This window comes from Gordonia oryzae, assembly GCF_003797185.1.
Lineage (GTDB): Bacteria > Actinomycetota > Actinomycetes > Mycobacteriales > Mycobacteriaceae > Gordonia > Gordonia oryzae.
Genome location: NZ_RKMH01000002.1, coordinates 322531 through 337667, shown reverse-complemented (window position 1 = coordinate 337667; position 15137 = coordinate 322531). Strand labels below are relative to the sequence as shown.

The window sequence follows — 15137 nt, the reverse complement described above, 5'->3', positions numbered from 1 at the left end:
TCTACAGAGACTCGCTGACGAGCACCGCCGCGGTGCCCGGTTCGAGCGCGTTGAAGATGTGCTCAATGTCGCCCGGATAGCCGATGTAGTCGCCGGCGGCGAGCTCGACGGGATTGTCGGTCGGCCCGATCAATGCCCGGCCGGCGCTGAGCACCACGTGCTCGACGACGCCGCGTGCGTGCGGAGCCGATCGTCGCGGTGCACCCGGTTCGGCCCGGATCAGATAGATGTCACGACGTGAACCGGGCGGTGCCGCCGACAGCAGCGTCGTCAGATAGTCGGCGTCGGCGGCCGCGATGACCGGCCCTTCCCCCGCACGCACCACCTCGACCCTGCGTTCCGGGGCGTCGAGCAGCGCCGAGAACTGGATTCCCAGCGCCGTACTGAGCGCCCACATCGTCTCCACACTCGGATTCCCGACGCCGGATTCGAGCTGGGACAAGGTGGATTTGCTGACCCCGGCCTGACGCGCGAGCTCGCCGAGCGACAGGCCGGCGCGGGTGCGCTCGCGCTTGAGTCCGGCGGCGACAAGTTTCTTCGGATCGACCGATGCCGAGGCACGCTCGGACCGGTCGTTCGCTTCGTCGAACGATCGTTCTCCTTGACGTACGAGAGCCATGCGTTCATCATAGTGGCCATGCGTTCGCCAGACAGTACGACCTTCTCGGCCGGGAGGCTTGGCCGGCCGTGGCGCGACCTCGACAGCGCCACCATCCGCGCCGTCGCGGTGATGTGTCTGTCGGTGATGGTGATCGGCATGTCCTACGGCGTCTCCGGGCACACCGCCGGATTCGCATGGTGGCAACTGGTGATCATCGCGACCGTCGTCCTGGCCGGGTCGTCGGAGTTCGTCTTCGTCGCCGTCCTCGCCGCAGGCGGCGCCCCGCTGCTCGGCGCCGCCGCCGGACTGCTTGTCAACACCCGCAACCTCGGTTACGGCCTGGCCGTCGGTCGCCATCTCGACCGCGGGATCCCGATGGTCATCGGCGCACACCTGATCAACGACGAGACCGCCGCCCTGGCCACCGCCGAGACCGACCGCCGACGTGGACGGGCGGTGTTCTTTCTCTGCGGCACAGGCATTCTCGTATGCTGGCCGCTCGGGGCAGCGCTGGGCGCCGCACTCGGATCGCTCGTCGCCTCACCCGAGTCACTCGGACTCGACGCGGCGTTCCCGGCTCTATTGGCTGCGCTGGCGCTACCCGCTCTACGTGATCGCGCAACGCTGACGGCCGCACTGATCGGTGGCGCCGCGGCCCTGGCGGTGACGCCGTTCGTGCCGGCCGGGCTGCCCGTGCTCGTCGCACTGGTCGGGGTGCTGACGACCGTCCGCCACCGTTCCCGGACGTCGGCAACCGTGGCCGAGGACGAGTGTCCAGAGGCGGGCAGGTCATGAGTCACTCCACCGGAATCATCGTCGGCGTCGCGGTGCTCGCGATCGGCACCTACCTGCTGCGCTTCGCCGGCCCGGCGTTGCGTCACCGCATCCAGGTGTCGGCGCGCGCCGCCGCACTCATGGACCGCGCTGCCATCGTGCTGCTGGTGTCGGTGGCGCTCACCGGAGCCCTGTACTCCGGCCACGAGGTCCTCGGGTGGTCCCGGCCCGCCGGTGTGGCCGTCGGAGTCGTTGCCGCACTGTGTAAAGCGCCGATCGTGGTGGTCGTGGTACTCGCCGCCGCGAGCGCCGCGGGACTGCGCGCGCTCGGTGTGGCGTGAGTGCGAGCGCACTATGGATGTGAGTTCGAGGGCTAGAACGCACTTCCGGTGATCGGCGCGGCCCGGTCACAGGGCACCGGTTTCGGGTGGGCCGGGTCAAGCGCATTGAGCACGAAATAGGCCGCCCGACGTGAACCGGCGAGACCCGCATGCTCGGTGTAGTCCACCGAACATCCTTGTTGCACAACGATGTTGTGGACATTCACGCCACCGGGAAGCTGCCCGGAGGTATACGGGATGACGAGTTCGTCGTAACGCGTGCTGATGTTGGTGTAGGTGATGTTCGGCAGGTACACGCCACCGGTACGCAGTTTGATCAGAAACGGTGATGTCGGATCGAATTGGGCACAAGCCTGACACAGCGGGAATTGTGCGTCGGTCAACCCGAGCCCACGCAGCAAAGGCATCAAGACGGCGGCGCCGCCGACAGTGGTTCCCCGCCACAGCGGTGCCAGCGAGACGTACTTGTCGATCTTGTTCGCTCCACCGAGGAATTTCGCGTAGTAGTCCGGGATCACGGTGCCCTGGGAGTGGCCGACGATGTCGACCTTGCGAGCCCCGGTGGCCGCGAGGACCTTGTCGACGTAGGTGGCGAGCTGCGCCGCGCTGGACTCCATCGGCTTCATGCCGCCCACCGCGCTGACCGGCCACGGCGCTCCGTCGATCACTCCGTAGGTCAGTGCGAAGACGCAGTACCCCTGGTTCTTGAGTAGCGGCACATAGGTACCCCAGTTGGTTTGCTGTGAGCCACCCGTGCCGTGCACGAGCACCACCGGCTCCGGATGCGCCGGCGACGGCTTGCAGCCAAAATCGTTCGAGCCGGCCAAGGAGCCGCCCGGGTGGGCGAGTTCGTCCGGGATGCCGCCGAGGAAGTTGTAGGTCACCGGCAGATCGGCTCGGGCAATTCCGCCACCCGAGCCGAGGAGCAGCGTGAGTGCGGCAGCGAGCACACCGATGACGACGACGATCCCCCGGAATCTCATTCGAGCAACCTAGCAAGCGCTTGGGCAACGGACTGGGTGATCGCCGAAATCAATCGGCGAGGGGCTCGTCGGCGTGTCGGCTATCGATCCGCGATCAGGTCGGCGAGCGCCTCGGGAACAACGCACAGGGTGTCGGCGATCTTCTGGACCGTCTCCACGTCATCGACTGCGCCGGTCAGGACCCCGCGCGCCTCGTCAACGTCCACTCCGGACTCGTCGGCGACGGCTTCGAACGTGGGGTCGATACCGACGTCGTCGAACATCGATTCGAACTTCGCCGGAACGCGGGTTGCAGTCATGGCGAAAGCGTACGCGGACCCTCCGATGTCAGGTATCGGCGAAAAGTATGAGACCCTGGTTACGGGCCGTCGCATCGACGTCCCAAAGCAACAGGAAGAAGTAGCAGGATGGCACAGGGAACCGTCAAGTGGTTCAACGGCGAAAAGGGCTTCGGCTTCATCGCCCCCGATGAGCAGGGTGAGGACGTCTTCGTCCACTTCTCTGCGATCACCGGGAACGGATATCGCACCCTCGAGGAAGCCCAGCGCGTCGAATTCGACGTCGAGCAGGGCGCCAAAGGACTTCAGGCCACCAACGTGAGCGCTCTGTAAGAGCTCTCGCTTCGGCCTCTCGGCCCCGGCACCGATTCGGTGTCGGGGCCGAGCCGTATCCGGGCTCCGTCCACCGAGCACATGCCCGCGCCCATTCACCGGCCTGTCGCCTGCCGCTCGGCGCCTGCTGCTGTAGGGTCGAACCCGTAGCCCGCGCACACCGCGCGTTGCGGCCACACGCGCCTCGCTCATCACCGACGGCCGGTGTGGGTCGCCACCCGCGAGAGGTCCTCAACGATGACCAATTCTCGCGAATACCCCGACGCACGGCGTCACCCCACAGACATCGAGGACCCCGATGGACCACAACCTCTTTTCGCATCAAAACGAAACCCTTTCCCAGACAGACGATCTGACCCAGAATCCGATGTCTTTTCAGCTCGTGTTCTCCGACACCGCAGAGCGCCGCTCCGCGGATTCCACGCGCGATTCGAGTAGTCGTAGATCCGGCCGATAGCCCGCCCCGCCGACCCCCGGACGGCCGCGCGTCACCGCCTCCGCCGGCGTAGAACTTTTCAACTCCCCTGTCAGCGGTCTTCTCCTGCGATTACGCCTCCTGCTGGAGAGTGGGCCCGATGGCCCGCACACCGCGACCAGAACGTACGACCATCTCGCGGTTGCGTCGCACGACGCCAATGGCTCAGATCTCCGCACAGTCGGTGCCACGCGACGCACGTCCCCCGCCGATCGGGCCGGTGGGCCGACCCCCGCTCTTGCAACAACACCTCAGCCCGACCACTTCCACTGCCGTCGCGCAGCACCACAGATCGAGGCACTTGTGTCCCCCACCCGAGAAATCTCGGCCCCCCGCAACGAATTCGTGAGTTCTTACACAGAGTTGGCCGCCGAGGTTCGCGCCTCCGGCCTTCTCGACCGCCGCCGCACCTAATACCTGGTCCGCATCGTCGCCACCTCGGCGAGTTTCTGCGCACTCTGGACGATGGTTCTCCTACTGGGCGATTCGTGGTGGCAACCGGTGCTCGCCGCGCTGCTCGCAGTAACCAGTACCCAGTTCGGGTTCCTCGGGCACGACGGTGCCCATCGCCAGATGTTCGCCTCGGCTGCGGCCAACGAGTGGACGGCTCGCATCGTGGCGGCGGTGGGCGCGGGACTCTCGCTGCACTGGTGGCGCGGCAAACACAATAGGCATCACAAGGCGCCCAACCAGATTGGGACCGATCCCGATATCGTCGACGGCCCCATCGCCTTCGTTACCGACGTCGCGGCGCAGCGGTCGGGTATCGCCGCGTGGCTCACACGTCGCCAGGGCTGGTTCTTCTTTCCGTTGTTGACCCTCGAGGGCGCCGCGCTACACGTGGCCAGTATCCAAGGGCTCGCATCCAAAGCACCTGTGCCGCATCGAGTATTGGAGCTGTCGCTCATCGTGGTCCGGCTCGGCCTGGCGACCGTCCTGCCCTTCGTGGTGATGACGACGCCCCAGGCGTTCGTGTTCGTTCTGCTCCAGATGGCCGTGTTCGGCGTTCTGCTCGGCGGCGCCTTCGCCCCCAACCACAAAGGTATGCCGTTGGTACCCAAGGATGTACGTGTCGATTTTCTGCGCCGGCAGGTACTCATGTCACGCAACATCCGCGGCAGGCCGATCATCGACTTCATGATGGGTGGCCTGAGCTATCAGATCGAGCATCACCTCTTCCCCAGCATGCCGCGCCCCAACCTCGCCAAGGTCCGACCGCTGGTACAGGCGCACTGTGCACGCCACTCGGTCACCTACACCGAGACGTCGCTGATCGACTCCTACGCCATCGTCGTCCGATACCTCAACCAGGTCGGACTCGGCGAACGCGATCCGTTCACCTGCCCCCTGGTTCGCATGTATCGCTGAGAGCCCGTCACACTCTCAGACTCGTACGTCCCTGACCCCAAGGGCCGCGACCCCCGGGTCGCCGACCACCTCGGCCGACATCCGAGCCGACAGGTGGTAATTCATCACCGCCAGTGCGACAAGGCCGACGGCAAGGTTACTCAGTGCGCCGAATCCCTCGAGCGCAAAGTCGACCAGCGCATTGCTCAGCGTGAAGATCAGCGCGGCGAGTCGCAGCAGACGGAGCGGCCAGGCCCGTTCGGTTCGTCGGCGAGCGATCATTCCCGGTATCGAGATCAGCGCCGTCACAATGCCACTGATGAACAGAATCCATGCGGCGTGCCGGTTTCGACTGAGTTCGAGGTACAGGTGGAGTTCGCCGCTGTCGACGTGTCCGACGAACAGTTGCCACGCCCCGAGCGCGGTTGCCCACAACGAGGTGATCACCAACAGTGCGCCGAACACCGTCACCCAGCGCGGACTGCGCACGAACCCAGGGATCAACCGCACGGCCCGGGCGCGCAACACCACGAGCCGGTCGGGACTGGTGGCGCTGGTGGACAGCAACTCGTGGATCGTGGCGATCTGCGTCGGTTCGCCACCTCGATCGGCGGCATAGGCGAGAAACAACTGTGCCTGCCTACGTCGATGGGGCGGTAAACCATGACTCACCCCGTCGGCGGCGATCGACGCGGCGTTCGCCAGCGCCTCGGCCACGGTCGGTTTCGCGAGATCGCGGACCACCCTGCTGATCAGCAGCACGACCACGACGAGGATGTACATGATCTCCGCCGACGGTCCGTAGAAGTAGTCGTTGTTCTTGGTGACGAATTTGCCAACCTCGTCGAGGAACAGCCCGAAGCCGATGCCGCCGAGGGCAACCGCGGCAAGGCGAACGGTGGCACCGAGAAACAACCACCCGATGATGAGCGCGATCATCATCAGCGCTCCACCCCACAGCGCATGCGCGATGTGTAATGTGCCGCCACCGATCTGCGGATAGCCAGTGAGCTGAAGATAGGCGCGGGTGACGAGGATCGTGCCGATAGGGAAAATCAGAAACCATTCGACGGTTGTGGTTCCGTAGGCGCTCCGGACCACCACCGCCGTTCTCTGGGGCCGTGACATCGTCCGATTATCGCGGTAGACGTCGGCAGATTGCCGGTTTCGGCGGGGTCGCCATCAGCGCTCACCCTTCGCTGGTCCGGCGCATTCCGTGTCGATGCTGCTCACTATCGCAACTCCCCCGACAGACCCTCGGCTTCCACACCCCACGCGAAAAGTTCGAAGCCCTCCTGCGAGACAACGTTGCTTGCACGGGTTGACATCGCCAGCCGTAGAGGACCCTCACCCTTTCGGACGGCGTTGATGTCACCGACGAGAGGAAAGGTCAAATTGCCCAAGCCCGGGGGTATGCGTCCCCGCAATCGCTCCACCGAGCGCCGACGGATAGGTGAAGTCGGTACAGGCACCGATGGGCGCGGTGTGAGAGTAGGTGATAACCAGCTTCTTCAGAACGTCGTTCGCCGCGCCTATTCCGTCGACCACACTCGCCGCGCCCTGGGGATGTGGGGTGATGGCGTACCGCGAATCCACCGGCCCGTCAGCCAGGAGTACGAACCGGACGGAACGGTCGTCCCGCGCCGCGAAAAGCGCTGAATGAGTTGTCGGACAGTGATTTCGGCTCGATCATCGGCCCCAACCGTTGCCGTTGAAGGGCATGATCGGTCCGCGTTCCCCGTCCTCGTTGCGAGGCGCGATCGGTGAGTACCCGCCGCTCGTCGAGTGATAGCCGCGCTTCTCACGTCTCGGGATCAGGGTGCTGAGCCGATCCCGCCAGTTCCGTCGTCCCATCGCCCCAGACTACGACTCCACTCACCGCCTGGCGAGAGGTTCGGTGATCAGGTCGATGATCTCGCGGACCGCTTGCCGTCGAGCGCGGCGTCACAGCGGATGGGGATACAGCATGCCGCGATACCCGCGACGATCCGCGGGCATCAGAAACCGGTCATCGCCGCGACGCATGTGGAGGCGCGGGTCCGTCCTTGCACGGTCGGCTTGGTTGCCACCCCTGATCCGCGTCTACCCTTCTGCTGACCGCTGCTCCGGCATGCCGCGGTCACCGACCGGAGAGCCCCGTGACCGGAAAGGAAAGGGCCACTTCGAATCCACCGTCCGGTCGAGGTCCGGCGTCAAAGGTCGCGCCGAGCAGCTCGGCGCGTTCTCGCAAGCCGATCAGCCCCTCCCCCGTCCCTGGGAGGTTCAACGCGGGCCGGGCGGACGGGCGGTTGACAATGCTCATACGTACATTGCGCGTATCGCCACCAAAGCTGATTGTCGCGGAGGCGCCCGGCGCGTGCTTGCGGATGTTGGTGAGGGCCTCTTGAATCGTCCGGTAGATGGCGCGTTGCCACGCAGCCGGAAGCTGATCGGGCAGTTGCCCATCCACGTCGACATCGATACCCGATGTGGAGATCAGCGAATCCACCTGGTCGAGGCTGGGCTGGGGTCGTGTATCGGACCGCGAACCACCGGAGGCCCGCAGCACGATCACCAGATGCCGGAGTTCGTCGAGAGTGGCCACAGCCAGCCGTCGAATGGTCGTCGCCTCCGTCCGCACCCGATCGTCGATATCGCCGACGAGCATGGTGGCGGCGCGAACCGCGATGAGACTCACGTGGTGCGACACGACATCGTGCATCTCGCGGCCGATCTGCGCTCGCTCACGCGCAAGTACCGTCTGCGCGTAGAGCTGCCGTTCATGCTCTTGCGCCTCTCCCACCTCGAGAAGCTTCTGACGCAGTTCGCGCTGCACCATTGTCAGTCGGCCGAGTAACGCCGGAGCTGCCGAGCCCGCCAAGAAATACGCGAAATCGACGATGTTGCTGATCTCCATCGTCGGCGAGGACGTCGGCAGCGATCCCGCGAGCGCAGCGACCACCGCGCTGGCAACCACCACCCACGTTTGCGTACCCACCGCGGCCACGCAGAACAGGGTGATCGCCGGCGCCGCAATCGCTCCGACGACGCTCAGCGCGGGAAGGCTTGCGACGAAGGCCGCCAATGGCCAGCGGTGACGCACCAGGACCGCGGCACCGGCGGCGGCACCGCTGACGATCGTCGGCAGTGTCGGCGCGGTGTCACTCCCGATAAGCGCGTAGGCGAAGTCCGCGGCGGTGATCAGCAGCAGCCCCACCGTCACCACGATCGGCCGCACCCGCTGCCATCGAATCCCGGAGGGCGCCGTAGCGGTCATTGATCGGGGCTCTCGTCGAGCAGTCCGGCTCGCTGTGCGAGCAGTGCGATCTCGACTCGACTTCCGACGCGCAGCTTGGTGAGGGTGGCACTGATGTGGTCCTTGACGGTCCCGACGCTCAAGTGCAATTGCTGACCCACTTCGGCGTTGGTCAACCCTCGCGCGACCAGCCGTACGACGTCTCGCTCGCGCGCGGTCAGCATGTCCACTCGGGCGATTTGCGGGTCTTCGGTCTGCGACGTTCCGAGGTCGGTGGCGCGCAACAGTGCCGCGTTCGCCGCAGGGGAAAGCACCACACCTCCGGAGGCGAGAGTTCGTACGGCGTCGGCGAGGTGATCGGGGTCGGTGTCTTTGAGGATGAATCCCGCGGCGCCGGCATGTAACGCCGTCAAGACGTAGTCGTCGGCGTCGAAGGTCGTCAGCATGGCGATGGTCGGCGCGTGTTCGAGTCGGCGCAGTTGTGGGAGCACCTGCAGTCCGTCGATGTCGGCCATGCGAATGTCGAGCAGGACCACGTCCGGGCTGGTTCGCGACACCACAGCCACCGCGTCGGCGCCGGTCGCGGTGCCGACGACGTCGATGCCGGCGTCGGCGTTGAGGATGAACTCGAATCCCGATCGGATCAGTGCCTCGTCGTCGATGACGACGACCCGGATAGTGGCGGGTTCGCTCGACGACTGCAGCGATGACACCGCTTCTCCTCGTGTGTTGTTTCGATCCGTCACGGCAGACTACCGCGCCGGCCAATATCACCGTGCCCGACTCGATCCCACAGGTCCAGAGTGTGCGCGGCGAACCCGCCACTCGGCGGGGGTAGGTCTAGCCGATCGGCCGACCTGGTTGGGCTCGCCGGCGGTTACGACGCACACGGGTGCCGAACAATACTCGGTGACGCGTCGGTTGAAGGGCCGCAGACATTGTCATCATGAGCTAGGACGGTTGCTAGTGATCACTCTCGCAACAGAATGCGTGCGGTACCTCGGCTTACCTCGTCGGTATCGTGCCATCCAGGTCGCGCTGACCGCAGCACTGGCCATCGCTGTCGCCGTACTGGTTGCGGGTTGTGTCGCGCCGACGGCCGGACGATCACAGGCCGGGTCGCTACAACCAGGATCGATCACCACGGTCGATTACCTCCCCGGCGGTGATCCATCGCAGAACATCGGCACGCTTTATCTTCCGAAGACGGCCTCAGCCCGAACGCAGGTTCCCGTCATCGTGCTGATCCATGGCGGCGGTTGGAAGGCCCGAGTGGGCAAGGACGTCCTCGATGCCAACGCGCGCGATCTCCAGGACCGCGGAAATGCGGTGTGGAACATCGAGTATCGCCGAGTCGGACGCGGCGGGGGTTGGCCGACGACGTTCAGTGACACCGCATATGCCGTGGATCACCTCGTGGAGCTCAAGCGCCGTGCCCCGATGTTGAACCTTGATGACGTCGTGGTGGTCGGGCACTCGGCCGGTGGACAGCTGGCCGTCTGGACGGCATCACGCGGTTTGCATTCCGAAAGTGGCCCCGGTCCGGCGCCACGCGTCATCCCCAAGGCCGTCGTCTCGCTGGCCGGGGTACTGAACATGGCCAGTGATCGCACTCGGATCACGCGTAATTCCGGCGATGCGCTGGGCGGGCCGCCAAATCGATTTGCCCAGCGGTACGCACTGGTGAATCCGATCGAGCGGATCAATCCGGACGTGCCGGTGTTCGTGGTGCACAGTCGCGACGATGCCGTGGTGCGCTATCCGGTGGCAACCGAATACCGCGACCGCGCAGTGGCCGTCCGCGCTCCGGTGACCCTCGTCACGGTTGATCATGTCGGCCATGGTGGCCTCGTCTCAATGCAACGTGGATGGTCCTCGGCATTGTCAGCGATTCGTGCGGCCCAATCGGTCGCACACTCAGGTACAACAATGACGGTGACTGCCGCTGCTGTGCGGGGGTCGTCGAAAGTGCTGGGCGGTGCCCGAGATGGTCACTGACAACCTCGCCGTCGCCGACCTTCCGTTGCTGTCACCGTGGGTCACCCCCGCCGTTCTCATCGTCGTGGCCGCGGTGCACGTGATGGCACTCTGGCGGCGTTCGAACCGTTGGCTTCGCTACTGGTCGATCGGCGCAGCATTGCTCGCCGCCGCTGGGGTTGCTGGAGTTTTCGCGGTGTTCCACGATGGCGGGATCAACGCACCGATCCCGTTCTGGATCTCGGTCGGGGTGGTGGGTATCGCAGTGGTGACCGCGGTGGCCGGAGTTCCGCGCGGGCGATGGTGGCAGCGGATGTCGGCCGCCGGCGCCATTCCGGTTGCGGTGGTGGCGATGTCGTTGGTGAGCAATCAGTGGTTGGGCTATTTCCCGACCACCGGCAAGGCGTGGGCAACGATCTCGGGGCAGCCAATGACCCGGCAGGTCGAACTCACGGATCTGGCAAAGCTGCGCGGCACCATGCCGAGCGACGGCCGAATCCTGCGCCTGCCGAACAACCTCGGCCCCAGTGGTTTTCGACACCGTACCGAGTACGTCTACCTGCCGCCCGCGTGGTTTGCCGGTAAGGAGCGGCTGACTGCGGTGGTGATGGTCGGCGGGGTGCTCACGACACCCACCGATTGGATACGTGCAGGCAATGCGGTCGAAGCCGCCGACTCCTACGCTCACACCCACCGGGGCGTCGCCCCGATCTTGATTTTCGTCGATCCGACCGGCTCATTCGGCAACGACACCGAATGCGTCGACAGCCCGCGCGGCAGGGTCGAGAGCCACATCGTCACCGACGTTGTGCCTTGGGTGGCACGGAATCTGGGTCAACCCGCCGGGTTGCGCTTCATGATGGCCGGATGGTCGATGGGCGGCACGTGCGCGGTGACGCTGGCACTACGCTCACCAGAGGTCTTCAGCGGCTTCGTGGCGATCTCGCCCGACCGCCGGCCCGCGGTGGGCGACAAGACAACCACGGTGCGCACCTTGTTCGGCGGCGACGAGCGCCGCTGGGCCGAACACGATCCACTGTCCGTCATGCGGTCGAACCCACAACGGCTGCGCGGGATATCGGCGTACTACGCCGCCGCAGGTGACCAGATGCGCACCATGAGTGGGATGCGAACCTGGTCGTCCTCGGAGATCGACACCGCACGCGATCTGGCCAGTGCCGGACGCACTGCCGGATTCACCGTCGCCACATTTTTTGTCCGTGGTGGGCATACCTGGCCATTTGCCGCCCGGGCTTTCGAGTCGGCATTACCATTCCTCACTCGCCCAGACCCACGGTAAGGTCTCCGTCGAGCTGAGTCACCCAGCACGCCTGAGCTTGTCACACCGCGATGCGTACTTCGGCAACAAGTGCGCAGTAGAGAGCATCGTCGTCGACGAGTTGCCGGTGAGTTCCTCGCGCGCAATGCGGCCGTGCTCCAGAACGACAACCTCCGGTCGATCACCGCATGCACGGCAGCCTCGCTCCCGCCATCGAGTTGTGCGGTGGCCGCGTCGAGCAGCAGGATCTCGGGTGAACCATCAGAGCGCGCGCCAGCGAGGAACGCTACTGCTCGACGCGCAACAAGGTGGTCGCAGCAATCGCGGTATCGAGCCCCGGAGGAAGCTGCTCTACCCGCTGCGCCAATCCCACCCGCTCGAGCGCTGCACGGATGGCCTCATCGGCGGCATCCGGACGGCGATCGGGAGGTTGCCGCCTACCGTCCCCGACGACTACTGCGGTGCCCTGCTCCACATAACCGCACCCGCGACGCACCGCGTCGAACGACAACCTCTGGCAGTTGCCCTTCGCTGAACTCAAGGAAGCGCAGCATCAGGTTCATCGTCGTCGTTGTGCCCGATCCCGACGGCCCAACCATCGCGAGAGGACCGCTCCGGCCGATCGACAAGTCAGCGCCCTCGAGCACTCACCGTCACCTTGTCGCAGATCATCGCCCGCAGAATCCAGGCGGTGGTGCGGCCGGTGAGCGGCGCACGTGGCGCGACGATCGCTGAGATGTCGTCCCGGAAAGATTATTTCGTTCGCAACGACATCCGAACTCGCGTCATGTTCGACTCCCTGTCTGCTGGTCACTGCGGGTACGGCGGCGGCGTCGGCGAGCTGTCGGTGTGGTGGCAGGGCCGTAGAGTGCCCTGATGACTACCGGCGCGCCCATGCCGTGGAGAAGAAGGCTACCCAAGACGATGATGCATGTCGCCGAGAGCACCGCGATTCCGTCGTCACCCGGCAGCGCGTTGAATGCGATGAGCCCGAACACGATCGAGGCCGCGCCGCGCGGTCCCATGGTTGCCATGAACGTACGGTCGCGCCAGTTCACGCCGCTTCCGGCCAACGACAACAGCACGGGAAGCATCCGTCCGAGCGTGAGAACGAACCCCGCCAACACGATCGCCGGCCACCAATCCAAAGCACCGGCGAGCAACGCCACCGATGCCGCACCGAATGCCAACCACAGGATGAGGTTGGTCAGTTCCGCGACGTCCTCAGCCAGCCGGAAGTTCGGGCGCACCTCACTCTCCGAACGGTTCCGCGACAACGCGATCCGCACCGCCACGCCACACACGAAGGACGAGACGAAGCCGTTGCCATGTGCGAGGACGGCAAGGGCAAAGGTGAACATCGGCAAAGCGAGGACGCCAAGCCGGGTACTGCGCTCGTCGCTCCATCCTCGGGCGGCTGCCTGACGGAACAGCCAGCCCGCGGCGGTGCCGACGACCAAGCCGACACCGACCGCGATCGCCCCCGACGGTGCCGCCTTGAGAAAGACACTGATCGCCTGGTCCCTGGGGTCGCCGGTCGTGGTCGCCAGCGCCAGCGTCGCCAGCAGAAAGGGCGAGACGAGTCCGTCGTTGTACCCGCTCTCAATAGTCAACCAGCGTCGGACAGACTCCGGAATTCGCCGATTGCGGATGAGCGAGATCTCGGGCGAGAAGTCAACTGGCACAGCCAGGCACGAAATGGCAAGTATCGCAACAACCGACAGACCCAGCGGCAGCGAGAGTCCGAGGATGACCACGAACAGTAGCGACAGCGGCAAGGCTATCGCCAACAGTCGGATCGGGACAGCAGTGAGATGTGAGCGCACAGAACCACGGACGTCGATAGCGTCGACGAACAGCAGCAGCGCGAGAATCACCTCGGCTAGGTACAACGCGAGCTTTGAGTCAAAGAATGTCAAGGCCTGCTGGTTGAACAACCAGCCGGCACATCCACCGATCGCCACCATCAACAGCGGGCCGGTGATCGTCAAGCGCAACAGCAGTTGGTGACCGGCCGCCCATACGAGCAGAGAGCCCGCAACGAACAACACAACAGTGGCCATCGGGGCGGACTCTCCAGATTGCAGGCACCGCAGAACGGCACATGGCGGCTCGGACGACTTAGCGGCACAGAGATGTCGCTGGTTGATAGGGTACCGGTGCGGAGGTGCTCGCACCCACTGCGCTCCGCACCTAGCCTCCGACGGGCGGGGCAAGTTCCGCCATCTGGCGGGGGTCGAACCGCCCGTGACCTCGTTCGGAGCTCGTGACCAAGGGCTACGCCGCCAGGCTCGGTACGCATTGCCGCCCCTGTCAAAGGAATGATTCGGTGGTGTCGTGGACGTCGATGGACCGGTTATCGGGGACCTGCCAGGTGTGCCGAGCGATCGCCGAGATCGACCAGCCCCTCGTGTGTAGGGCATGTACTTCCACTTCGTCCTCCCACGTCACCATCGCTAACGTCCTCAAGTGTCGTGGCGTCCGACTGCGACCACGTCCAGGCTGGTGAAGCTACAACTCCTTCTCGAACTCGCCGAGCAGGGCATCCAGCACAGGTATGAGCTCCGACACGTCCGTCGTCGCTGCTGTCCACACAATCAAGCTGTCTACCTGGACGTAGCCATGTACAAGGACATTGCGCATCCCAATAATCTTGTGTACGTGCGGTATTCGGTCAGCGAGATCCTCATCGACTCGCCGGAGGTTGCGAAGGGCTTCTCCGATGATCTCCATCTGACGCTCGGTCGCAGACTCGAGGAGTAGGTTTCCCACGTAGCCATCGAGTGAGACCTCGGCGAGGATCAACCGCGCGTTCCGCGCCGCGGTCAGCGCGTCCCAAACATAAGCGGCCGGACGGTTGTCAGGGCGCGTAGACATCTTCAGCGCTGTCGAAGATGGACTTGGCGACATAGGGATTCTTCACCGCGTTGGCCACGACGAGGTCAACATCGCACTCAACGATCTGTTCAAGCGCCGTCTTGAGGTCGAAGTAGTCATGAAACGCGTTTTCGCGGCCGGTCTTGAACTCCACCAGGAAATCGACGTCGCTCCGGCCCGGATCAAATGTCTCGGTCAAGACCGATCCGAAGATCCGCAACCGATCGACCCCATACCGCACGCACACAGCAGCGATCGCTTCCGTGTTGAGCGGGATCGCGGTGGTCATGCGTTCAGTCTCTCAGACTCTGAGCCGCATTTCGACAATCAGACTGACCCGGCAGCAGGCACTGACATCTCATCCTGCCCGCCACAAGCGGATACAGAATCGGCGACAACCTGCAATGCCATCACCACCGCCACCCCAAGGTTGACCACCAGGCTGCACCATGACACCCAGTCGGACGCGCGAGCCTTGCCTATGTGTCGATCTCCTTCCGCAGCCTCGTCTTCAGAATGCGAAGCCGCTCGCTCTAGCTCCGACGACCATCGCCTGCGGCGGCACCGCTGAATGTAGAGATCAATCTGTAAGGGCCGAGCGCTCCGGCGCATCGCACGCCGTACGGCTAGAGCGCAT

The 15137-nt window shown here is 64.9% G+C and carries 16 protein-coding genes and 1 pseudogene; 6 read left to right on the top strand and 11 right to left on the bottom strand.

All coding sequences use genetic code 11. The features are described 5' to 3' along the window. Position 1 precedes the first annotated feature (1 nt). Positions 2–619, bottom strand: a complete 618-nt coding sequence (locus EF294_RS03775) for a helix-turn-helix domain-containing protein (protein ID WP_123925754.1) — start codon at positions 617–619, stop codon at positions 2–4. A gap of 18 nt (positions 620–637) precedes the next feature. On the opposite strand from EF294_RS03775, the gene EF294_RS03770 reads away from it, so the two are divergent. Beyond that, on the top strand, positions 638–1396 hold the full coding sequence (locus EF294_RS03770) for an AzlC family ABC transporter permease (protein ID WP_123925752.1): 759 nt from the start codon (positions 638–640) through the stop codon (positions 1394–1396). After that, positions 1393–1716, top strand: a complete 324-nt coding sequence (locus EF294_RS03765; protein WP_123925750.1) for an AzlD domain-containing protein — start codon at positions 1393–1395, stop codon at positions 1714–1716. The genes EF294_RS03770 and EF294_RS03765 overlap by 4 nt, the downstream gene beginning before the upstream one ends. A gap of 32 nt (positions 1717–1748) precedes the next feature. On the opposite strand, the gene EF294_RS03760 is transcribed toward EF294_RS03765, so the two are convergent. Next, on the bottom strand, positions 1749–2699 hold the full coding sequence (locus tag EF294_RS03760; protein WP_123925748.1) for an esterase/lipase family protein: 951 nt from the start codon (positions 2697–2699) through the stop codon (positions 1749–1751). Between the two features lie 80 nt (positions 2700–2779). Further along, complete coding sequence (locus tag EF294_RS03755; protein WP_185090935.1) at positions 2780–2998, bottom strand: hypothetical protein; 219 nt, start codon at positions 2996–2998, stop codon at positions 2780–2782. A 108-nt stretch (positions 2999–3106) separates the two neighbouring features. Between EF294_RS03755 and EF294_RS03750 the strand changes: the two genes are divergently transcribed. Continuing rightward, entirely contained in the window at positions 3107–3310 is a 204-nt protein-coding gene (locus EF294_RS03750) for a cold-shock protein (protein WP_006369600.1), read from the top strand. Positions 3311–4088: 778 nt separating this feature from the next. Then, positions 4089–5153 (top strand): annotated as a pseudogene (locus tag EF294_RS03745) (fatty acid desaturase family protein). A 15-nt stretch (positions 5154–5168) separates the two neighbouring features. Here EF294_RS03745 and EF294_RS03740 read toward each other — a convergent pair. The 4 genes from EF294_RS03740 to EF294_RS03720 all read right to left on the bottom strand — a co-directional run bounded on the left by EF294_RS03740 (position 5169) and on the right by EF294_RS03720 (position 9080). After that, positions 5169–6260 carry a hypothetical protein gene (locus EF294_RS03740; protein WP_246007652.1) on the bottom strand — a complete coding sequence of 364 codons (1092 nt, stop codon included), beginning with the start codon at positions 6258–6260 and terminating at the stop codon, positions 5169–5171. Between the two features lie 561 nt (positions 6261–6821). Beyond that, a complete protein-coding gene (locus EF294_RS21305) occupies positions 6822–6986 on the bottom strand; it encodes a hypothetical protein (RefSeq protein ID WP_185090934.1) in 165 nt (54 codons plus the stop codon). 265 nt (positions 6987–7251) lie between these two features. Next, the gene (locus tag EF294_RS03725) at positions 7252–8388 is read right to left on the bottom strand and encodes a sensor histidine kinase (protein WP_123925744.1); all 1137 of its coding nucleotides are present in this window, start codon (positions 8386–8388) and stop codon (positions 7252–7254) included. Continuing rightward, positions 8385–9080, bottom strand: coding sequence for a response regulator (locus EF294_RS03720; protein ID WP_246007651.1), 696 nt, complete (start codon positions 9078–9080; stop codon positions 8385–8387). Before EF294_RS03720 ends, EF294_RS03725 begins: the two co-directional genes overlap by 4 nt. A 253-nt stretch (positions 9081–9333) precedes the next feature. On the opposite strand from EF294_RS03720, the gene EF294_RS03715 reads away from it, so the two are divergent. Then, positions 9334–10365, top strand: coding sequence for an alpha/beta hydrolase family protein (locus EF294_RS03715; protein WP_185090933.1), 1032 nt, complete (start codon positions 9334–9336; stop codon positions 10363–10365). After that, positions 10355–11644, top strand: coding sequence for an alpha/beta hydrolase (locus EF294_RS03710; RefSeq protein WP_123925740.1), 1290 nt, complete (start codon positions 10355–10357; stop codon positions 11642–11644). Before EF294_RS03715 ends, EF294_RS03710 begins: the two co-directional genes overlap by 11 nt. A gap of 265 nt (positions 11645–11909) precedes the next feature. On the opposite strand, the gene EF294_RS03705 is transcribed toward EF294_RS03710, so the two are convergent. The 4 genes from EF294_RS03705 to EF294_RS03685 all read right to left on the bottom strand — a co-directional run bounded on the left by EF294_RS03705 (position 11910) and on the right by EF294_RS03685 (position 14789). Then, entirely contained in the window at positions 11910–12164 is a 255-nt protein-coding gene (locus EF294_RS03705) for a hypothetical protein (protein WP_123925738.1), read from the bottom strand. Positions 12165–12408: 244 nt separating this feature from the next. Continuing rightward, complete coding sequence (locus EF294_RS03700; RefSeq protein WP_123925736.1) at positions 12409–13686, bottom strand: cation:proton antiporter domain-containing protein; 1278 nt, start codon at positions 13684–13686, stop codon at positions 12409–12411. 448 nt (positions 13687–14134) lie between these two features. After that, complete coding sequence (locus EF294_RS22645; RefSeq protein ID WP_425459389.1) at positions 14135–14500, bottom strand: HepT-like ribonuclease domain-containing protein; 366 nt, start codon at positions 14498–14500, stop codon at positions 14135–14137. Then, positions 14484–14789: a nucleotidyltransferase family protein gene (locus EF294_RS03685; protein ID WP_123925732.1), complete on the bottom strand. Its 306-nt coding sequence runs from the start codon at positions 14787–14789 to the stop codon at positions 14484–14486. The genes EF294_RS22645 and EF294_RS03685 overlap by 17 nt, the downstream gene beginning before the upstream one ends. Positions 14790–15137 lie beyond the last annotated feature (348 nt).